Genomic DNA, 21,795 nt, shown 5'->3' on the forward strand with positions numbered 1-21,795 from the left:
GCATCTTTGAGCTTTCTTTCAAGTTCCGAAATGCGTTCCTGTTCTGGCGTTTGCTTTAAATTGCCGTTCCCTGGAAAACTTCCTTGTCCGAACTCTTCATATTCTTTTCTCCATTTATACAACTGTGGAGCAGTAACTCCTAACTCTCTGGCCAGTTCTGAAATATTTGTTCTTTCAAAACTCAACTGGACTGCTTTCTCTTTAAAAGCTCGGTCATAAATTATTCGCGTTTTTTTCATAAATTAAAATTAAGGTTTTTATTCTTAACTTTTTATGCGGGTAAAGTTAGCATGTCCAAGTATAGGATTCAATGTATAACACTTAAGTTGCTTATTTTCAAATATACCTCTTTAAAAAAGGAATTAAAAGTCATTTCTACGTTTTGTGAAAGGTCTTAAACAAATGAAAACTTCATTTTACAATTCTTATTCTTCGTTTTTATATCTTTCACTTTCAATATAACGTCGGGTGAAGTGATCAGTAAGCAAATAGATTTTTCGATAGATAGATCTTACCTCCAATATGGGTCTTTATGCTTTTTTGAAAATGTAGCATATAAATAATTAAGAAAATTTAAATTAAAAAGAATGTTTTTAAACTTAATCTTAACGATTAGAACATATCCAAACTCGTAACTTTACATTTCTTAAATCGTTGAAACTAAAAACCAAATCATATAATTCCAATGTCAAAACATCATTTTAGAAAAGCCGAAATTTCTGAAGCTTCTACAATATGGGAAATTTTACAACAAGCCATAGTTCGAAGGAAAAAAGACGGCAGCAACCAATGGCAAGACGGATATCCCAATCTGGAAGTGGTGCAAAAAGATCTTGCAAAAGGAGTAGGATATGTTTTGACCCATGGAACTAGTATCATTGGTTATTGCGCTGTTGCAATCAATGACGAACCGGAATACACTAAAATTGAGGGAAAATGGGTAACGAATGAGGACTTTGTAGTATTTCATCGTTTGGCTATTTCTGAAAAATATTTAGGAACAGGTTTTGCTAAAATGATATTTCAATTTATTGAAGAATTCGCTATTGAGAACAACATCTACAGCATCAAAGCCGATACTAATTTTGACAACTTTGCTATGTTGGCTATCTTTAAACAATTAAGCTACTCGTATTGTGGGGAAGTCTATTTCAGAGGAAGTCCAAGAAAAGCTTTTGAAAAAATACTTGCAAAAGTTGAATAAGCAACTTTTTTGAAAAATAAAAGGACTGTTCTAAGCTAGAACAGTCCTTTCATAATTAACAAAGTAAACTCTTAAGCCATAAACAAGACCTTTTTATTATAATTATATAAAACCAAATCGTAAGGTGCTAATTTAGGCACTACTTTTTCTGATGAAGTCACAAAATCGATATGATTGTGTTTCCTGAACAAGTAGATTTCTTTTAAGCAATTGGACAAACTCTTGTGAATTGCAGATTTAAAAAGAGGTAATTTATTGTCACCAACATATAATGCAACTTGATAATTAGAACTCGTTCTTGATATGTTGTTATTAATAATTTTTATTGTAAATTTTGTCGATTTTCCTTTTTGTTTACCTTGATACTGTACTTCCATACTTCTATATTTAAATGGGTTTAACTTACTATTCTTATTTTCAACCACTATAACTGTTGAATTCTTTGATAAAGTTATGAAATAAAATGGATAATTTAAAATGAAACAGTATTTAAATTTATCAATAAAAAAACCAAATTCGATTAACAAACTGATTTAGAACCTTATTTAATGTATAAATCTTTCAAAATTTACAATAGAAAACTAGATGGATTACATTTGATATTCAAAATTGAGAATCTATCAATAACACAGTTATACATTTCTTTCTTACAACAAATAAACCGCTACTTTATCGCCTTTTTTCAACTCATAATTTCCCTCAGGAACAAATACCAAACCGTTAGAAACTGAAAAAGAATTCAACATCGAAGAAGCTTGGTGCGACAATACACTCACTTCGTCATTAACGAAAGTGGCTTTTAAAAACTGAGCACGGGTATTCAGAACCGAATAATCGTGAGCTATAGCAATTGTTTTTGACTGATTGTAATTGGCGGCTTCGCCCGAAATCACTTTTATGGTGGGCAACACATACACATAAAAACAGGACAATGCAGCTGCCGGATTTCCAGGTAAAGCAAAAATTATTTTATCTTCCCGTTTTCCTGCAAACAAAGGTTTTCCAGGTTTTTGATTGATTTTATGAAATAGTGTTTCCACTTGCAATTCTTCTAATGCATGAGCCACAAAATCATAATCTCCTACTGATATCCCTCCCGAAACCAAGACAACCTCATTCTCAGATAAGGCTGTTTGAAGTTTACTTTTAGTATTTTCAAAATCATCGTTTACTTCATACCTATTGATATTTTCAAAAAAAGCGTCTCTTAAAGCTGATTCAAGCATAATCCCATTACTCTCAAATACTTTTCCATACTCTAATGGCTGGCCAGGTTTTACCAATTCGTTTCCCGTTACGACAATTCCTAGTCGGGGTTTTTGAAATACTTTAGCTGTAGTTAATCCCAATCCTGCCAAAAAACCAATAGCAGCAGCATTGAGCAAAGTCCCTTTTTCTAGTGCCAATTCACCAACTTTAATTTGTTCGCCAAGTGGCCTCACATTAGTTTCTGGTTTTACAATTTCTTCTAAAACTAATTTTGCGTCTTTTACAGTAACTTTTTCGATTTGAATCACCGCTTGTGCAGAATCTGGAACTGCAGCACCTGTAAATATTTTTATGGCTTGACCTGGAGATAAATTCACTTGATGTGAATCGCCTGCTTTTATTTCGCCAATAATTTCATATTCTAAACCATCAAAAAGACAAAGTGCAAATCCATCCATCGCCGATTGTTGGAACGGAGGCATATTTACAGGAGAAAAAATATCCTGAGCCAAAATATGCTTTCGAGCTTGAATAAGCGGACAGTCAACTTGCTGGAGTGCAGGTAAATTATTTTGTAAAATCGTAAAGGCGTCTTGAACTGAAATCATAAGGTTCTTATTTTGAAATTCAAAAATACAACTCAAATGTGATTAATCCATATCCAAAATAAAAAAGACTGCGATATTAAATACCATAGCCTTTCGATTGAATTAATAAACCTTTTATTTTGCTAAACTACTCCCAATTCAATAATCATTTTTCACCTTCAATATTTTTAATATCCGTAATATCCTGCGACATTTCAATTGCACCTTTGTACTTTTTATAGGCATCCCAAACGGCAAAATAGCGAATGCAAATCAACCTTCCTTTAAAATTGATCCAAAACGAAGCTTCATTTTGCTGACCGTTTTTAAAACTATCGATTATTTTTATCTCTATTCCCACGCTTTTTGGTGGATGACAAAATTTCCCTTCACGACCAATGATTCCTGCACTTCTAGGAAAAACACGTTCTCAACCACGATTATAAAAAATCACTTTGTCATTTTCATCTACAAAAGTTAAATCGAGTGGCATGGTTCGTAACAACAAATTCACTTGCTCCACCGTCATATAACCCTCATCAAAATGAGAGGTGTTTTCGAGCGAAAAGATCATTTCGCTTTTAGTGATATCTTCACTTGGATGAATGTAAGCCACTTCTGGAAAAACAACAGGCGTTTCATTTAACATCCAGCCTATTTCTTATTCTCCTTGACGCATTGTAATCCAATCTTTTTCAGTTAGCAAATCCATTGCATTGGGAAACAAAACCATTTCTTCTATTTTCATCAATCGGTAAATTCCATCGACTAAAAAGGGTGTGTTTTTTTGCTAATTAGTCAAATTCGTTAGCATCAAGATGTTGGCGTAACAATCCAAATTGATCTCTTAAATTATCACGAAAAGACCACATTCATTGTGAAGGACCATTCCATCCTTTTTTTCTAAAAAAGGAAACAGTTGATTTACCTTGCGAGCAAATCGCTTCTCTATAGTTTGTAGTTGGTTGAAAATATTGGTGTATTTCTGGGTTTCTGCTTTTGAATCTATTGTTGAATTTTCGTCAAGAAGGCTAATTATTTATTCTTTTTCCTGAAAATAAACATTTACTGGATGTCCTTCCGGAAGTGTTGTTGTATCTGTCGTATCGTACATTGTATTTTATTTATTTATGAATACAAAGGACGTATAGAAATATTTTTTTAAATATGACTCAAATCATAAATTATAAAAACTGAAACTGAAATTAAAAATTTCATTTAATTCTAAAAAAAACCATTTTCAGTTCTCCTTTTTTATCAACAACTGTTAATAAAAAAAGCGAAGTATGATTTAAATCATATTCTACACTAATTATTATACTTAAAATTATACTCTTGAAAAAAACCAAAACAAAATAGCACAACATACTGATTATAAATCAATAATGATTTTATTATATATCTATTTTTAATTTCAGATAAACCTCTCTTTTATTAAAAACAGATAGAAATTTGCATTAGAAATTAAATTTAAAAACAACAAATTATGACACTATTAGAAACAAATACCATTGGAGAATATGTAGCTCAAGATTTTAGAACAGCAGCAATTTTCACAAAATACGGAATCGATTTTTGTTGTCGAGGAAACAGAACATTACAAGAAGTTTGTACAAAAAACGAACTTAATGAATCCCATTTATTAGCTGAGATCAATGCAGTTTTAACTTCAAAAAATGATACTGGAATAGATTTCAATTCTTGGTCGTTGGATTTATTGATTGATTATATTGAGAAAACGCACCACCGATATGTTGAAGAAAAAGCTCCAATTATAATTCAATTTCTAGATAAATTATGTAGTGTGCACGGAAGCAACCATCCTGAATTGTTTGAAGTTTACGAACTTTTTAAAGGAAGCGCAGGAGAATTGGCATTGCACATGAAAAAAGAGGAGTTGATTTTATTTCCTTTCATTAGAAAAATGATGGGTGCAACAAAATCACATGAAGCAATTAACCAACCTCAATTTGGAACAGTAGACAATCCTATTGCTACGATGATGGACGAACATGATAATGAAGGACTACGATTTAGAACCATAGCGGCTTTGACAAACAATTATACACTACCAGAAGATGCTTGTAACACTTTTAAAGTGACCTATGCCATGTTAGAAGAATTTGAACAAGACTTACACAAACACATTCACTTAGAAAACAATATTGTGTTTCCTAAATCAAAAGCATTAGAGAAATTTTTCTCTTTCGAGAAATAAAAAAACACTCAACCATTACAAACCAAATTAATAAATACTATGGAAAAATACGTTATCAAAAGGAATGGAGATTACAAACCGTTTGAAAGTTTTAAAATTGAAGATGCCATTGCACGAAGTTTTGAAAGTACTACTATAGTATTTGATAAGAGTGTTTTTGAAGATGTGATACAAGGATTGCAAGTAAAAGAAACTTGGGCTGTCGAAGAAATTCAAGATTTAATTGAAAAAAGTCTCTTCGAAAAACAGTATTTTGAAGTAATGCGATCATTTATGTTGTTTCGTCACACTCGAAAATTACAAAGGGAACATGTTGAAGGGTTAAATGATGACACCACTTATGTAGACAGTTCCCAAACTATTGCTGAATATATTGAGCAAACAGATTGGAGAATTAATGCCAATGCCAATACTTCTTATTCTAATGCTGGTTTGGTAAATAACGTTGCCGGAAAAATTATTGCTAATTATTGGCTTGATCGAGTTTACACAAAAGAAGAAGGATATGCTCACAGAAACGGAGATATTCACATTCACGATTTAGATTGTCTAACCGGTTATTGTGCTGGATGGAGTTTGCGAGTTTTGCTTAACGAAGGTTTTAATGGAATTCGTGGTCGTGTCGAAAGCAAACCTCCTTCCCATTTCAGGGAAGCTTTGGGACAAATGGCCAATTTCTTAGGAATATTACAAAGTGAATGGGCCGGTGCACAAGCGTTCAGCTCTTTCGACACTTATTTGGCACCTTATGTTTTCAAGGATGATTTATCTTTTCCAGATGTTTTGAAAGCCATTCGTACTTTTGTTTATAATTTGAATGTTCCAGCTCGTTGGGGGCAATCACCATTTACTAATATCACTTTGGATTGGGTAGTTCCTGAAGATTTAAAAACTCAAATTCCAACTAAGAATGACCATCATTTTTTCGAAAATAATAGCAATCCAAATTTATTGGTTCGAGCAAAAGAACGCGGGGTTTCAAAAGTAACGGATTTGCGTTACGAACATTTCCAGAAAGAAATGAATCTAATTAACAAAGCCTATTATACCGTAATGACCGAAGGCGATGCCAACGGCCAACCTTTCACCTTCCCAATTCCAACAGTGAATATTACCGAAGAATTTGATTGGGACGGTGAAAACACCGATTTACTATTCGAAAATACGGCAAAAATAGGTTCGTCTTACTTCCAAAATTTTATAGGAAGCCAATACAAATTAGACGAAGATGGAAAGAAAATAGAAAATGAAGAAGCCTATAAACCCAATGCTGTCCGGAGTATGTGTTGTCGTTTGCAATTGGATTTACGAGAATTATTAAAACGTGGAAACGGGCTTTTTGGAAGTGCTGAAATGACAGGAAGCATAGGCGTAGTAACGATAAACATGGCGCGTTTAGGATACTTATATAAAGGAAACCGCGGGGAATTATTCAAACAATTAGACAAACTTTTATATATTTCTAAATCTACATTAGAGAAAAAAAGAGTGTTCATACAGGAAATGTATGATCGTGGATTGTACCCATATACAAAACGTTATCTACAACATTTTAGAAATCACTTTTCGACCATTGGCGTTAATGGAATGAACGAAATGATTGTAAATTTTAGCGAAAACACAGACACCGTAACTTCATCAACTGGGATTGAATTTACTTCGGATATTTTGGAACATATTCGAAATAGGATGAAAGAATTCCAAGAAGAAACTGGCAATTTATACAATTTGGAAGCTACTCCGGCTGAAGGAACTACGTACCGTTTTGCCAAGGAAGATAAAAAACGCTTTCCTAATATTTTGCAAGCTGGACAAGATGAAAATATTTATTATACGAACAGTTCTCAAATTCCAGTTGACCATACCGAAGATCCTTATGAAGCTTTACTGTTGCAAGATGAATTGCAATGCAAATATACGGGAGGAACAGTTTTGCATTTGTATATGAGTGAAAAAATCAGCTCACCAGAAGCATGTAAGCAGTTTGTTAAAAAAGTGCTTACTAATTTCAGATTGCCTTATATAACTGTAACGCCCGTATTTAGTGTTTGTCCTGTTCATGGTTACTTGAATGGAGAACACGAATATTGTCCAAAATGTGATGATGTTATAATCGAAAAGTCTAGAAACACAGTAAACGACTTAGTCGTTTAACATATTTATAAAAAATGTAATCACATATAATCTTAAAAACTATTCCTTTATGAAAACAGAAAACAATCCTATTCTAGAAAAAAATGCGCATTTAAGAACCAAATGTCTTGTTTACACACGTGTAATGGGTTATCACAGACCCGTAGAAAGTTTTAACATTGGAAAAAAAGGAGAACACAAACAACGAACACATTTCAGCGAAGGCACCTATTAGTAGACCTATTTATAGTATAACCCCTTTCACTTTATTGGATTATCCGCATAACTCAGCTTGCATACTTTGGTTTGCAGGCTGCAATATGCGCTGTCTTTATTGCTATAACCCCGAAATTGTTCTTGGAAAAGGTCGTGTTTCAAATGAGGAAACGATACGCTTCTTGCAATCCAGACAAGGCTTACTCGACGCAGTAGTTTTTAGCGGAGGAGAATGTGTCTTGCATAAAAACATAATTCCGTTGATCGAAAAGGTCAAAGAAATGGGTTTAAAAGTAAAAATTGACACCAACGGAAGTTCCCCTGATATTCTAAAACAATTGCTGGATAAAAACCAAATTGATTATATTGCTTTAGATTATAAAGCTCCCCAATCAAAATTTCAAAACATTACACAATCTGATTTGTATGATTCTTTTGAAAAATCATTAGAATTGATTTTAGAATATCAAATTGATTTTGAAGTAAGAACCACCTATCACTCTGATTTAATAACAGAAGAGGATTTAATAGAGATGGTTGCTTTTTTAGAAAGCAAAAATTATGTTGGCAAGTATTACATTCAATTTTTCAAAAACAATGTCAACACAATTAGTAAACTGGAACGTTCAATAAATAAAATAGATCACGAAAAATTATCAACCCCAACTATTAAAGTCATTTTAAGAGAGTGAAAAAGACAGCAAAATTATAACAAATGTTTTCAAAAACCTGTGAATACGGAATACGTGTCTCTTTTATATAGCTGCAGAATCGCAGAAAGGCAATAGAGTGGGATTGTAAGATATTGCCAAAAAGATGGATTCTCTGGAGGCTTTTACGGCAAAATTTCTACAAATTCTTGCTCGAAACCAAATTATTCATTCCATTAAAGGTGTAGGTGGCGGATTTGAAATTCCAAAGGAAACATTGAGTCAAATCAAACTTGTTGAAATTGTATTGGCAATAGATGGAGATGTGGTTTTTACAGGTTGCGGACTTGGGCTTACTTATTGCTCCGGTGACCATCCATGTCCAGCTCACGAAAAGTTCAAAGCAATACGTAGTGAATTGGCTTTAATGCTAGAAAACACTACTTTAGAAGAACTCGCATTAGGAATAAAATCAGGTGAAAATTTTTTGAAGTATTAATAAAGGATTACCATTATATTTACGAGATGAAATTTGTATAAAACTTAGTTGCTTTATTCGAAATTCATCTTTTTTGCATTAAATACATTCGACTGCACGCTAAATTAAAAATAGAGAATTTAATTATAATAAAAATGACACAAACTGATCTTGTAGGATTTATTGGAGTGACCATTCTTCTGGTTGCGTTCTTTTTAAATTTAACTAACAAAATAAAAAAAGACAGCGCAACTTATTTAACAATGAATTTTATTGGAGCTGGAACAGCTTGTTTTGCTTCGATATTAATGAATTATTTGCCCTTTATTATTCTTGAAGGCTGTTGGGCTATCGTATCTGCCTTCGGCATTTTTATCTATTTTAAACACAAATAAAATGAGTGGTGAACTAAACTTAGAAAAATTACTAAAAACCATGAAACCCAAACAAAATTTGGGCGAATATGTGTTTTGTGTAATTGAAAATTTAGATATCGTTAAGTTTGAGGACATACTAATGACTTTCAAAGAAGAGGAAGGAATTACAATCATTTTAAGAAAAGAAATTGCAGATTCCTTGCTCCTAAATTATTCGTTTATTGCCTCTTGGATCACATTAACTGTTAATTCTTCCTTAGAGGCAGTTGGCCTTACCGCAGCATTTTCTAAAGCACTTTCTGATAATCAAATCAGCTGTAATGTAGTTGCAGGATTTTATCATGATCACATTTTTGTAGATATCAAAGACATCGAAAAAGCACTGCGTGTTTTGAATGCTTTTTCTCTATAGCTAATAGTTAAAAAATATTGAATCTAACCCTTCTAAAAGAATAAAAAAGGACATTTTACCGTATCTTTGATATAGAAAAAAAAAAGCGTTTTTATACATTAAATTCATAGTGGATCCATAAATATGTTAAGCGTTTTTTTAACTGTATTCATATAAAAAAAATTAAAATGAAAAACTTAAACGCAATTGGATTAGATTCCGTCAAATCAGAAGAATTATCAAACAAATTGAACGAGTTATTGGCTAATTACTCGATTTTTTATCAAAACACACGAGGATACCACTGGAATATTAAAGGACAAAAATTCTTTGAACTTCATGTTAAATTTGAAGAACTTTACAACGACCTTCTATTAAAAATAGACGAAGTAGCAGAACGTATTTTAACGCTGGGACATACACCAAAACACAATTACACGAAGTATTTAAAATCTTCAAAAATAGTAGAAAGCAATCAAGTTTCTGATGGAATAAAAGCAGTAGAAGACATTCTAAACTCATTCAAAACAACGATTTTACTTCAAAGGGAATTACTTGTATTATCCGCAGAAGCAGATGACGAGGGTACAAATGCATTAATGAGCGATTACATTAGAGAACAAGAAAAATTAGTTTGGATGTATTCTGCTTTTTTAAGCGAATAACAAACGTTAAAAATATATACAAAAAAAGCCCGCTCAAAAAAATTGAATCGGGCCTTCTCACTTTACAAATTGCGTTTTTTTTACACTAGTTTCAATTCTGGAATTTCTACTCGATTTAATTCGGAAATTGAATTTTCGAGCTGGTTTAAAATATCTTTTATATTGTTTTCAAAATAATTTGTGTTTGAAAAAAAAGTTTGATAAAATGAAATTCCTTCAAATAAATTCGATTTAAAAGCATTCCATTTTTTTATTTGACCTGCTGTTAGTTCATTCGAAAAATTGCGTATTTCATTTATCAAATAATCGATATACATTTTCAATTCCTTTATGAAAAAATTCGGACGGTTCATATCACACATAACAATTGCATGACCATATATATGTTTTACCATTTCAGAAAGCGAAACTTCCTTGTCAAAATAAGCCATATTAGGTCCAGGGCAAACAATAACTCCTTGAGATTGTCCTGATATTTTAATGTCATTTTCTAAATAAGCGGCATTAGCAAGACCTACACAAAGACATGATTTTTCTGTAATATCAAATTTCTTTTTATCGAAAACTTCTTTTGAAAGCAACTCTTTTTGAGCATATAAATCGGCTAGCTTAATATCCTGATATTTTTTCGAAGCAGTACAAATATTAGCTCCAAATTCTTTACTTAAAGCCAAAAACTTTTTCGGGCAAGAACTTCCTGCTTTATTATCATCAATACGTCGTTGTTTAAACATTTCATTTGTTGTTCCTCTCAAAGTATTAAATGGCACTCCCAAAGGCGAAATATGACTCAAATACAAATCTTTTTCATTGGCATTTATTAACAATTTTCTTGTTTCTGCATCTACAGAAGTCGCTTCTGGAACCAATAAAAATGGAGTTCCCCAACCTACAGAATCTACTTTGTAATAATCCAATAAGAAATTGTGTTCTTCAGCTGTTCCTACTCCTCCTTGAACAGTGATTTTCAAATCCATTGGCGTTGCTGGAACATGCATTTCTTTTTGCCCTAATGCTTTCACCATTAAGCCATGTGCTGACTCAACTAATTGTTCTTTTTTCTGCTTGAATTCTTCTAAAATCGGTCCTAATAAATAACCCTCAGTTGCAAAAGCATGTCCGCCACAATTTAATCCAGACTCAATTCGGTATTCAGAAACCCAAAGTCCTTTTTTAGCCAAGTAATTTCCTTGTATCATTGCTGAACGGAAATCGCTTACTTTCAAGATGATTTTTTTCTTCAAAACATCGTTACTATCCGGGAAAAAGGCTGTGAAGTTTTCGAAATAACTAAACAACCTTGGATTCATCCCAGCAGAAAGAACTACTGAAGAAGTCAAATCACTTTTTGCAAATCCACGAAGTGCAGCGTGAGCATCATTAAATTCAACTGGTAATTGCTCATTATTACTAAAGTTATCCTTATCAAGCTTGGTCATGATATTCACATCGATATCTCCGGGAGAAAGATTATTTTCAAGATATTTTTTGATGTTTTCCTTGAATTCAATCCCATCTTCTATTAAGCTTTCTAATCCTTGCTTAATTTCGGATTTATTAGGCAACATTGCAATAAAATTAGCTAATGCTAATTTGCTTTCCGCCAATTCTGTTTTGAAATTTTCAAACTTTTCATTTACTATTTTATTGACTAAATTCAAGTAAGACGTAATTCGTTCCGCACGATAATCGTGAAATTTTTGAGTAATTTCTTGATATGGAACGTCAAATTTTTTGCTATAAAAAGCCCTCATTTTTTCAATAAGATCATCATCTGCAATAGAAACAACTGATGATATACCATACTTTGCTACTCGGATAGGACTATCAATCGTGTAAGCCAATCCCATCACCGGAATATGAAAGTTATGTATTTGTTTTTTTGTGCTCATAATCTATTTTGGTTTATTTATAATAAGATACAAAGGTCGGGAATGACATTAGTAAAAAAACTGATATTTATCATACTATAAGTGTCTCTAAAAACCTTAAAAAAAACAACAAATTCGATATAAATTGAATTCTTTTATTTTTTTAAATATGTGTATCTTTGTGTAAATATTATTTTTATAAAAATAAAGATGATATTAAATTGAAAAATTAAAAATATTGACAATGAAAAGTCTAAAAGAAAGAATATTGGAATTAAAAAAAGAGAAGAATGCTGTTATTTTAGCACATTATTATCAGGAATCCGACATTCAAGATGTAGCAGATTATGTAGGAGATAGTTTAGGATTATCGCAAGAAGCCATGAAGGTTGATGCCGATATTATCCTTTTTGCAGGCGTGCATTTTATGGCTGAAACTGCAAAAATTCTGAACCCTAGCAAAAAGGTAATTCTTCCCGATTTAAAAGCTGGTTGTTCTCTTGCTGAATCTTGTCCTGCTGATTTATTTCAAAAGTTTACTGAAGCACATCCAGACCATGTCGTTATTAGTTATGTAAATTGTTCTGCCGAAGTAAAAGCCTTGACTGATATTGTAGTAACTTCATCAAATGCTGTTAAAATTGTAGAATCAATTCCAAAAGACAAACCTATTATTTTTGCTCCTGATAAAAATTTAGGAAAATATGTAATGGAACAAACTGGACGAGATATGTTACTTTGGGACGGTGCCTGTGTGGTGCACGAAGCTTTTTCCCTAGATAAGTTAATTGCGCTTTACAAAAAAAATCCAGATGCAAAAATTATTGCACATCCAGAATCTGAAACCCATATTCTAAATACAGCAGCTTATATTGGTTCCACCTCAGGAATGATAAATTTTGTAAAAACGGATCCTAGTCAGAAATTTATTGTTGCTACCGAAGCTGGTATTCTTCATAAAATGAAACAAGAAGTTCCTGATAAAATATTAATTCCTGCTCCTGCAAAAGAAGATAACACTTGTGCATGTAGCGAATGTGGCTATATGAAAATGAATACATTACAAAAAGTATACGATTGTTTACTGAACGAAACTCCAGAAATTCACGTTCCTGAAGCCATTATGAAAAAAGCATTAATTCCAATTCAAAGAATGCTTGAATTATCAAAATAATGATCCAAACAAATTTTTTAATCATAGGTTCAGGTGTAGCGGGATTGACTTTTGCAGTGAAAATTGCAGAACAATTTCCTAATAAAAAAGTAACCATTGTCACCAAGGCAAACGAAAACGAATCCAATACTAAATATGCCCAAGGCGGTATTGCTATCGTGACAGATAAATTAGAGGATTCATATCAAAAACACATTGAAGACACTATAATTTGTGGCGACGGATTGTGTGATGAGGCCGTTGTAGAAATGGTAATTACCGAAGGTCCAAAAAGATTAAAAGAACTAATTGAATGGGGGGCGAAATTTGATAAAAACAATCAAGGAACTTTAGATTTAGGCAAAGAAGGCGGCCATTCAGAAAACAGAGTGGTTCACCATAAAGACCAAACAGGTCAAGAGATTCAACGTGCCATTTTAACGCAAGTACATAGAAAAGAAAATATTTCTGTTCTAGATTATCACTTAGCATTGGACTTAATTACTGAAAACAATCGTTGCTTAGGGGCCTATGTTTTAGATCAAAAAACGAACGAAGTACTTACCTTTCAATCCGATTTTACCTTGCTAGCCACCGGAGGAATTGGTCATATTTATGGCCATACTACAAATCCAGTAATTGCTACAGGAGACGGAATTGCGATGGCACATAGAGCAAATGCAAGCATAAAGGAGATGGAATTCATTCAATTTCACCCTACTGCTTTATACGATTCTAGGACGGGAACTTCCTTTTTAATATCTGAAGCCGTTCGGGGATTTGGCGCTCATTTGCGTACTAAAAACGGGCATCAATTCATGCTTGATTATGATCCAAGAGGCGATTTGGCCTCAAGAGATATTGTCTCGCAATGTATCGATTTAGAATTGAAGAAAAGTGGCGAGGAATGCGTATATTTAGATTGCACTCACTTAGATTTAGAACCTTTTGTCAAACATTTTCCAATGATATATAATCATTGCAAAAACTTAGGAATTGACATTGCCAAAGATTGGATTCCTGTAGTTCCAGCCCAACATTATCTTTGTGGCGGTATTGAAGTAGACAAAACGGGACGAACAAGTGTTGAAAATTTATTTGCCTGCGGCGAATGTTCTCGAACTGGATTACATGGAGCGAATCGACTGGCTTCAAATTCCCTTTTGGAAGCCTTAGTGTATTCAGACAAAATTTATCATTTTCTAGCAGAAAACCCTTTTGAAAACAAACCATTGGAATCGAAAGTGACAGATTGGAAAATTAGTCAAAAACCCAAAATAAATCCGGATTACGTTAGTAATAGAAAAGCCGAATTACAACTTTTAATGCGTCAAAATGCTGGTATTGTTCGTAATGATATTGATTTACTAAAAGCCAAAGAAACACTCGTTGACTGGCAAAAAGAAATTAAAAACACAATCGAAAACCATCAAGTTAACGCAGAATTATACGAATTACACAATATGATTACTATTGGGCTTTTAATCGTCCAAATGTCTATTGATCGTAACTTTAACCGTGGCGGTTTTGTAAAATTGAGAATCGAAAATTAAATTTCTTAAAATCATTTTATTATATAGCCAAGTCAACTGCTTTTTTGTTGTAACTAATGGCGTAAAATTTGAATAGGCATACTATTCAATGAAATTTTATTACCAAATCAAGATTTGACTTCAATAAACTACCTACTATTTTCTTACATTAATAAATTCCAATTTGTTGCTGCAGTTGTTTCACTTTTTGGCATAAAAAGCACCTACATTTGTTTTCTAAAAAAAATTAAATACTGCTTTTCTATCATTTTAAGCACTACTTAAAGCCATTACTAAATGCAACTCAACTTCGTGAAATGTTAAATTTCATAATCAATGACTTCATAATCATTCTTTGTTTACTAGTTATCTATTTAACTAGCATGGACTAATTACAGATAACCATTAAAAAAAACGCATTCTGATTTAATTTGGAATAAATAAATTATTTTACACCTTGAATTTTCCCCCTTCGGAATCCATAGCTACATCTACTTTATCACCAAGTACTTCAACAGTAAATTTACCTAATCCACGATTTGAATCACAACTAGACAGATTTCCTGTTTCAGTTTTTTTTGCACCTATTGTTAAAAAGTCTTTCGCTTCTTATTCCTTCTTATCACATGAAATAAAAATGGTTAGTGCAAATTAAATAAAGATAATTTGTAGATATAATTTGTTTTTAAATTCCATTGACAAATTACCGAATAGAAAGCTTGAATAAATATGATTAATATCTTACTATCTAAATTTGAACTGGATCAAAATTATAATTACATAGTATAAAATTATGTTAATGATTAAACCTTTTTAAGCTGTAATCGTCTTACTACTATAATTTAAATACATAGAAAAATGAAAAAATTAGTTTTAGTAGTTTTCTTAATGGTTGGTACTATCATTGTAGCACAAGAAAGAAATAGAAGACATCAAGGTGAAGAAAGAACTCCCTTCACTTCAGAACAACGAAGCCAATTGATGTTAAAAAAAATGACTTTGGAATTGGATTTGAATGATACTCAACAAAAAGAGTTTAAATCTATTATTGCAGAAAAAATGGAAAAAATGGAAGCCAAAAAAACAGCAATGAAAACAATGAAAGAAAAAGGAGTTCGACCTACAAGTGACGAACGTTTTGCTATGGAATCTAAAATGTTAGATGAACAAATTGCAACTAAAAAAAGAATGGAAAAAATTCTTAATCCTAAGCAATATGAAAAATGGACTGCTATGAATGAAAAACTTCAAGAAGAACGTAAGGATAATTTTCGTGGTCAACACAAAGGCAATAGAAAAGGAAATCACCCAAGAAATTATCAATTTAACAAAGGGTAGTAAGAAAGAAAAGATTGAAAATTGTTTGTTTAGTTAGTTAAACTTCCGGCTGGTTACCGGAAGTTTTTTTTATGTCTACAAACAACTAGAATTTTTTTGAAATTGTATCTACTGCTTGAATGGTATAATCCAAGTCTTCATACGTTAAAGCATCAGTGATAAACCAAGTTTCGTAGGATGATGGCGCAATATAAATTCCTTCTTGTAGCATTCCATGAAAGAATTTTTTGAAGGTTTCGTTATCACCTTTTGCAGCACTTTGAAAATCGACAACAGGATTCGCATCAAAATGAATTGAAATCATAGAACCAATGCGATTAATGGTATAATCAACCTTATTTTCTTTTAAAACCTTGTTAAATCCAGACTCTAAATAAGCAGTTTTTTCTTCCAATCGTTTAAAAATTGCACGATCATTATCCAATGCCAGCAACATTGCCAATCCAGCTGCCATTGCTAGTGGATTTCCCGATAAAGTTCCACCTTGATACACTGGTCCAAGTGGAGCCAGATGATTCATAATCTCGTTTCTGGAAGCAAATGCACCAACAGGCAAACCACCACCAATTACTTTTCCGAAGCAAACAATATCCGCTTTGATGTTGAATAATTCTTGAACTCCACCTCTGGCCAATCTGAAACCAGTCATTACTTCATCAAAAATCAAAAGAATATCATTGTCAGTACACAATTGGCGTAGCCCTTCAAGAAAACCTTTTTTTGGTGGAATACAACCCATATTCCCTGCAACTGGCTCAATAATAATGGCAGCAATTTCGTTTTTGTTGGCTTCTATTAAAGCAGCAACATTATCTAAATCATTGTATTTTGCTAGTAAAGTATCTTTGGCAGTTCCAGCTGTAACCCCAGGACTATTGGGTGTACCAAAAGTTACTGCTCCACTTCCAGCTTGTATTAAAAATGAATCAGAATGTCCGTGATAACAGCCAGCAAATTTAATGAACTTGTCTTTTTTGGTAAATCCACGAGCCAAACGAATGGCACTCATACAGGCTTCGGTTCCTGAATTTACAAATCGTATTTTATCTATATTTGGCACCATAGAAACCGCTAGAGCGGCGATTTGCGTTTCTAATTCCGTTGGCATTCCAAAAGAGGTTCCTAATTTGGCTTTCTCAATAACTGCATCAACAACAGGCTGAAAAGCGTGCCCCAAAATCATTGGTCCCCAAGAATTAATATAATCTATAAATTTGTTTCCGTCTTCGTCATATAAATAAGCTCCTTTGGCACTTTTTACAAAAATTGGGGTTCCTCCTACTGCTTTAAAGGCACGAACTGGTGAATTTACTCCTCCTGGAATTACTTTTTCTGCTTCAGCGAAAAGCTGACTACTTCTTTGATATAGCATTTAAATGTATGTTTTCGATTTTATATTTGATTTTGAATTGGCTAAATAAATCATGCAAACTATTTGACTCGTATCGTTTGTCCGATAGCAATTGAATTGTCTTCAAAATTATTTTTTTGCTTCAATTCATCAACTGTAAGGTTGAATTTTTTTGAAATAGAATATAAAGTATCCCCTTGTTGCACTTTATAATCTCTATTATTGTTATATACTCTCGCATTTGAATTGTTTGCAAGTCGTTCACCTACAAATTCAACATTATCATAATTATACAATTCGTATCGTTCGATTAAAGTGATTAATTTTGAAGGATACTGAGAATCAGTCGCATATCCGGCAGCTTTTAGTCCTCTTGCCCACGCCTTATAATCTTTTATATCTAAACTAAAAAGTTGGGAATAACGGGATCCCGAAGTTAGAAAAACAGCATGATCACGAAAGGAATCAAAAGGATCATTGTACTTTCTAAAACACTCTCCTTTAGTGTCATCATCATATTGCACAGAGGATCCTGCCCAATCTTTGTGGCATTTTATTCCAAAATGATTGTTGGCTTGCAGGCATAAAGCTGCAGTTCCATAACCTGATTCTAATAAGGCTTGTCCTAAAATTATACTTGCTGGAATACCGTAAGTTCTCATATTAGACTGAGCAATAACACTGTATTTTTCGATATAATTCAAAATCAAGTCATTGGTTACTTTTACTCGAGGAGTCGATTCAATGGTTTTTGATCTTTTTGAGTAGTTTCGGGACACTGTATTTTTTGATCCTTTTCTAGTTGTTTGAATGACTGATTTATTCGTATTACAACTTACGAAAAGTACTGCCAGAATTAAAAGCACATTTATTTTTTTCATTAAAAATTTATTATGGGTATTTTTTTTGCACTCAATTTTAAATTCATCCCTTGAATTCCTTGAATTCCGCCAGTATGAATGAGTAAAATTTTTGAGTTTTCAGGAAAATAATTTTTATTAATCAAGTCTATAACGCCAAAAACCATCTTTCCTGTATAAATTGGATCCAAAGGAATTGTATTTTCTTTATAAAACTGATTTATAAAGGCAATTAATTCTGGATTTACTTTTCCGTATCCACCAAAATGGTAAGCTGTAATTAATTCCCAGTTTTGATCTTGGACAAATTTACGAATTTCATCTTTTAAAAAATCCCCTTTTAAAGAAGGAAATCCCAAAACTTTTTGATGAGGCAAAATACTACGTATAATCCCACTAATTGTACCACCCGTTCCTACGGAACAGCAAATAAAATCGTAATGAGCATCTTCTTTTGTTAAAATTTCCTCGCAACCTTTCACAGCATATTCATTAGTTCCTCCTTCGGGAACTAGATAGAAATTGCCGAATTCCTGTTTTAAATTTTCCAAAAAATCAGGTTCTGTTTTCTGACGATAGGATTCTCGACTGACAAATTTGAATTTCATACCACATTCCTGAGCAAATTGTAAGGTTGGATTTTCAGCAATCTTACTTTCTAATTCATCACCACGAATAATGCCGATGCTTTTGAAACCATGCTCTTTTCCGGCAAAAGCTGCTGCTGCAATGTGATTCGAGTAAGCGCCACCAAAAGTGAGCAACGTATCTTTATTTTCGGCTTTTGCCTGAAGAAGATTGTATTTTAACTTTCTAAACTTATTTCCTGAAATAAAGGGATGAATAAGATCTTCGCGCCGTATCGATAACGAGATATTCTTTGTGTTTAATTGTATTTCTTGTGTAATTATTTCTTGCAAACTAAATTGTATTTAATGCAAATATACAACACAAAATGATTTTAGTAATTATTGCTTAAAATCCCAATCAAAATACGATTATGTTTTTATTATCCGTATTTCAAAAATTCCCAAAATGGTCTTTGTTTTAAATAGTCCAAATTGCGCTCATTGCTGTAAGCTTCCTTTTCAAAACTGATGTTCCTATATGCCAAATCCTTGCTTTTAAATTGAATCAATCGTATAAAAAATGCTATAATATACCAGACATAAAAGGGAATAATAAGCAATTCTAGTTGTTGGCGAAGATGAATTCGTTCATGATTAATAAAAACCAAATTATCTATATCGAATCGATATTTTACAAATACAAAAGGAAAAAGGGTTAGTCCACGATATCCTTTAGGTATTAAATATTTGCTAACTATTAGAAACATTGCTATAAAGTGTATAAATTTGTTACTATGCACGAACAAAGTAATGAAAATAAATTAATAGAAGGCGAAGATTTTTATTATACACCTGAAGGGTATAAATGCTTCACTGAAAAATACCATCTTAAAAAAGGGTATTGCTGCAAAAACGGCTGTCGTCATTGTCCTTATGGATTTGACAAGCGAACTGGTACAATCAAAAAATAAGTCCTTTTGAAAATAGCATAACAAATATAAAAATGACTTTCAAAGAACAAATTCTAGCAGGAATTCCAAAAGTATTGCCACAGCCAAAACCTTTTGATGCATACATCAATCATGCTCCAAAACGAAAAGACATTCTTTCGGCAGCCGAAAAAAAGTTAGCATTGCGCAATGCACTTCGCTATTTCGAACCGCAACATCATGCGGAATTACTAAAGGAATTTACCCAAGAATTGACTACTTGTGGCCGAATCTACATGTACCGTTTTCGACCTGATTATACCATGTTTGCGCGCCCTATTACTGATTATCCTGGAAAATGCGAACAGGCAAAAGCGATCATGCTGATGATTCAAAATAATTTGGATGATGCAGTGGCACAACATCCTCATGAATTGATAACCTATGGCGGAAATGGTGCTGTTTTTCAAAATTGGGCGCAATATTTATTGACCATGCAGTATTTATCTGAAATGACCGAAGAACAAACTCTTACCATTTATTCTGGTCATCCAATGGGATTATTCCCTTCCCACAAAGAAGCGCCTAGAGTTGTAGTTACGAATGGAATGGTAATTCCCAACTATTCGAAACCCGATGATTGGGAGAGAATGAATGCACTTGGTGTTTCACAATATGGGCAAATGACAGCCGGAAGCTATATGTATATTGGTCCACAAGGCATTGTTCATGGCACTACAATTACAGTTTTGAATGCTTTTAGAAAAATAAATCGCAGTCCAAAAGGAGGATTATTTGTCACTTCGGGATTGGGTGGAATGAGTGGCGCTCAACCAAAAGCGGGAAACATTGCAGGCTGCATCACCGTTTGCGCTGATGTAAATCCAAAAATTACTCATATCCGTCTAAGTCAAGGTTGGGTAAATGAAGTCATAGAAGACATTGATTTATTAGTTGAAAGAGTTTCTTTGGCGAAAGCCAATAACGAAATTGTTTCCATCGCTTATTTAGGAAATGTGGTAGATGTTTGGGAAAAATTCGACGAAAAAAATATTTATATTGATTTAGGTTCCGACCAAACTTCGCTTCATAATCCATGGGCTGGTGGGTATTATCCCGACAATCTTTCGTTTGAAGAGTCTAATGAAATGATGAATACAAATCCCGATTTATTCAAAGAAAAAGTTCAGGAAAGTTTACGAAGACAAACAGCTGCTATTAATAAACACGCTGCTAAAGGAACGTACTTTTTTGATTATGGAAACGCCTTTTTATTGGAAGCTTCACGCGCTGGCGCAGCTGTAATGGCGGAGAACAAAATCGATTTCAGGTATCCTAGTTACGTACAGGATATTATGGGTCCTATGTGTTTTGATTATGGGTTTGGTCCTTTTCGTTGGGTATGTGCTTCAGGAAATCCAGACGATTTACACAAAACAGATGCAATTGCTTGTAAAGTGCTAGAAGAAATGGCAAAAACAGCTCCAAAGGAAATCCAGCAACAAATGCAGGATAATATTCGATGGATAAAAGGTGCGCAAGAAAACAAATTGGTTGTGGGCTCCCAAGCCCGAATATTGTATGCCGATGCCGAAGGAAGAATGAAAATCGCAGAAGCTTTTAATCAGGCTATTGCCAATGGAGCAATTGGAATTGTGGTTTTGGGTCGAGATCATCACGATGTTTCAGGAACCGATTCACCTTATAGAGAAACCTCAAACATCTATGATGGCTCCAGTTTTACTGCCGATATGGCAATACAAAACGTGATTGGTGATAGTTTTCGTGGTGCAACCTGGGTATCAATACATAATGGCGGCGGAGTTGGCTGGGGCGAAGCAATTAATGGAGGATTTGGTATGGTTCTTGATGGTTCTAAGGAGAGTTCAAAACGTATAGCATTAATGCTTTTTTGGGATGTTAACAATGGAATTTCAAGAAGAAGTTGGGCTCGAAATGAAGGTTCTATTTTTGCGATAAAAAGAGCAATGGAGACGCAACCTTTGTTACAAGTTACCTTGCCAAACTTGGTAGACGAAAATTTATTTTAAATTAAAATATAAA

Annotated in this window: 21 protein-coding genes and 2 pseudogenes; 14 read left to right on the plus strand and 9 right to left on the minus strand. The window is 33.1% G+C overall.

Annotation, left to right across the window (positions count from 1 at the left end; translation table 11 throughout):
- Nucleotides 1-239 (minus strand): transposase (locus E0F76_RS16440; protein ID WP_132004782.1); only part of this gene is annotated, 239 nt, incomplete at its 3' end.
- 446 nt (nt 240-685) lie between these two features.
- On the opposite strand from E0F76_RS16440, the gene E0F76_RS16445 reads away from it, so the two are divergent.
- Nucleotides 686-1,204, plus strand: coding sequence for a GNAT family N-acetyltransferase (locus E0F76_RS16445; RefSeq protein WP_132008681.1), 519 nt, complete (start codon nt 686-688; stop codon nt 1,202-1,204).
- Between the two features lie 71 nt (nt 1,205-1,275).
- Here the strand turns inward: E0F76_RS16445 and E0F76_RS16450 are convergent, their stop codons facing one another.
- From E0F76_RS16450 to E0F76_RS16460, 3 genes and pseudogenes are all read right to left on the minus strand, one after another.
- Nucleotides 1,276-1,581: a hypothetical protein gene (locus tag E0F76_RS16450; RefSeq protein ID WP_132008684.1), complete on the minus strand. Its 306-nt coding sequence runs from the start codon at nt 1,579-1,581 to the stop codon at nt 1,276-1,278.
- A 270-nt stretch (nt 1,582-1,851) separates the two neighbouring features.
- On the minus strand, nt 1,852-3,021 hold the full coding sequence (locus tag E0F76_RS16455; protein WP_132008687.1) for a molybdopterin molybdotransferase MoeA: 1,170 nt from the start codon (nt 3,019-3,021) through the stop codon (nt 1,852-1,854).
- Between the two features lie 145 nt (nt 3,022-3,166).
- Nucleotides 3,167-4,039 (minus strand): annotated as a pseudogene (locus tag E0F76_RS16460) (PAS domain-containing protein).
- Nucleotides 4,040-4,486: 447 nt separating this feature from the next.
- Here E0F76_RS16460 and ric point away from each other — a divergent pair.
- The 8 genes and pseudogenes from ric to E0F76_RS16500 all read left to right on the plus strand — a co-directional run bounded on the left by ric (nt 4,487) and on the right by E0F76_RS16500 (nt 10,128).
- Nucleotides 4,487-5,218, plus strand: coding sequence for an iron-sulfur cluster repair di-iron protein (gene ric, locus E0F76_RS16465; protein ID WP_132008690.1), 732 nt, complete (start codon nt 4,487-4,489; stop codon nt 5,216-5,218).
- Between the two features lie 39 nt (nt 5,219-5,257).
- The gene (locus E0F76_RS16470; protein WP_132008693.1) at nt 5,258-7,372 is read left to right on the plus strand and encodes a ribonucleoside triphosphate reductase; all 2,115 of its coding nucleotides are present in this window, start codon (nt 5,258-5,260) and stop codon (nt 7,370-7,372) included.
- Between the two features lie 49 nt (nt 7,373-7,421).
- Nucleotides 7,422-7,586: an anaerobic ribonucleoside-triphosphate reductase gene (nrdD, locus tag E0F76_RS19930; RefSeq protein WP_132008696.1), complete on the plus strand. Its 165-nt coding sequence runs from the start codon at nt 7,422-7,424 to the stop codon at nt 7,584-7,586.
- Complete coding sequence (locus E0F76_RS16480; protein ID WP_246022092.1) at nt 7,531-8,259, plus strand: anaerobic ribonucleoside-triphosphate reductase activating protein; 729 nt, start codon at nt 7,531-7,533, stop codon at nt 8,257-8,259. The genes nrdD and E0F76_RS16480 overlap by 56 nt, the downstream gene beginning before the upstream one ends.
- 23 nt (nt 8,260-8,282) lie before the next feature.
- A pseudogene (locus E0F76_RS16485) lies at nt 8,283-8,716 on the plus strand (RrF2 family transcriptional regulator).
- 134 nt (nt 8,717-8,850) lie between these two features.
- The gene (locus tag E0F76_RS16490; protein ID WP_132008698.1) at nt 8,851-9,090 is read left to right on the plus strand and encodes a CBU_0592 family membrane protein; all 240 of its coding nucleotides are present in this window, start codon (nt 8,851-8,853) and stop codon (nt 9,088-9,090) included.
- A gap of 1 nt (nt 9,091) precedes the next feature.
- Nucleotides 9,092-9,484 (plus strand): ACT domain-containing protein, encoded by a 393-nt coding sequence (locus E0F76_RS16495; protein WP_132008701.1) that lies wholly within the window; start codon nt 9,092-9,094, stop codon nt 9,482-9,484.
- Between the two features lie 167 nt (nt 9,485-9,651).
- Nucleotides 9,652-10,128 carry a Dps family protein gene (locus E0F76_RS16500; RefSeq protein ID WP_132008704.1) on the plus strand — a complete coding sequence of 159 codons (477 nt, stop codon included), beginning with the start codon at nt 9,652-9,654 and terminating at the stop codon, nt 10,126-10,128.
- A gap of 80 nt (nt 10,129-10,208) precedes the next feature.
- Here the strand turns inward: E0F76_RS16500 and E0F76_RS16505 are convergent, their stop codons facing one another.
- A complete protein-coding gene (locus E0F76_RS16505) occupies nt 10,209-12,020 on the minus strand; it encodes a hypothetical protein (RefSeq protein ID WP_132008706.1) in 1,812 nt (603 codons plus the stop codon).
- 223 nt (nt 12,021-12,243) lie between these two features.
- Between E0F76_RS16505 and nadA the strand changes: the two genes are divergently transcribed.
- The 3 genes from nadA to E0F76_RS16520 all read left to right on the plus strand — a co-directional run bounded on the left by nadA (nt 12,244) and on the right by E0F76_RS16520 (nt 16,022).
- Nucleotides 12,244-13,173, plus strand: a complete 930-nt coding sequence (gene nadA, locus E0F76_RS16510) for a quinolinate synthase NadA (RefSeq protein WP_132008709.1) — start codon at nt 12,244-12,246, stop codon at nt 13,171-13,173.
- Nucleotides 13,173-14,705 (plus strand): L-aspartate oxidase, encoded by a 1,533-nt coding sequence (gene nadB / locus E0F76_RS16515; RefSeq protein ID WP_132008712.1) that lies wholly within the window; start codon nt 13,173-13,175, stop codon nt 14,703-14,705. The genes nadA and nadB overlap by 1 nt, the downstream gene beginning before the upstream one ends.
- Before the next feature lie 837 nt (nt 14,706-15,542).
- A complete protein-coding gene (locus E0F76_RS16520) occupies nt 15,543-16,022 on the plus strand; it encodes a hypothetical protein (RefSeq protein ID WP_132008714.1) in 480 nt (159 codons plus the stop codon).
- An 85-nt stretch (nt 16,023-16,107) separates the two neighbouring features.
- Here the strand turns inward: E0F76_RS16520 and hemL are convergent, their stop codons facing one another.
- From hemL to E0F76_RS16540, 4 genes are all read right to left on the minus strand, one after another.
- A complete protein-coding gene (gene hemL / locus E0F76_RS16525) occupies nt 16,108-17,394 on the minus strand; it encodes a glutamate-1-semialdehyde 2,1-aminomutase (RefSeq protein WP_132008717.1) in 1,287 nt (428 codons plus the stop codon).
- A 59-nt stretch (nt 17,395-17,453) separates the two neighbouring features.
- Complete coding sequence (locus tag E0F76_RS16530; protein WP_132008720.1) at nt 17,454-18,254, minus strand: glucosaminidase domain-containing protein; 801 nt, start codon at nt 18,252-18,254, stop codon at nt 17,454-17,456.
- On the minus strand, nt 18,254-19,153 hold the full coding sequence (locus E0F76_RS16535; protein ID WP_246022093.1) for a 1-aminocyclopropane-1-carboxylate deaminase/D-cysteine desulfhydrase: 900 nt from the start codon (nt 19,151-19,153) through the stop codon (nt 18,254-18,256). The genes E0F76_RS16530 and E0F76_RS16535 overlap by 1 nt, the downstream gene beginning before the upstream one ends.
- 89 nt (nt 19,154-19,242) lie before the next feature.
- Nucleotides 19,243-19,569 carry a hypothetical protein gene (locus E0F76_RS16540; protein ID WP_132008723.1) on the minus strand — a complete coding sequence of 109 codons (327 nt, stop codon included), beginning with the start codon at nt 19,567-19,569 and terminating at the stop codon, nt 19,243-19,245.
- Nucleotides 19,570-19,596: 27 nt separating this feature from the next.
- Between E0F76_RS16540 and E0F76_RS19390 the strand changes: the two genes are divergently transcribed.
- Together E0F76_RS19390 and E0F76_RS16545 are read left to right on the plus strand one after the other, a co-directional pair.
- On the plus strand, nt 19,597-19,773 hold the full coding sequence (locus E0F76_RS19390) for a DUF5522 domain-containing protein (RefSeq protein WP_165932730.1): 177 nt from the start codon (nt 19,597-19,599) through the stop codon (nt 19,771-19,773).
- 32 nt (nt 19,774-19,805) lie between these two features.
- On the plus strand, nt 19,806-21,782 hold the full coding sequence (locus tag E0F76_RS16545; protein ID WP_132008726.1) for a urocanate hydratase: 1,977 nt from the start codon (nt 19,806-19,808) through the stop codon (nt 21,780-21,782).
- The last annotated feature ends 13 nt before the right edge of the window (nt 21,783-21,795 follow it).

This window comes from Flavobacterium cellulosilyticum (assembly GCF_004349355.1).
Lineage (GTDB): Bacteria > Bacteroidota > Bacteroidia > Flavobacteriales > Flavobacteriaceae > Flavobacterium > Flavobacterium cellulosilyticum.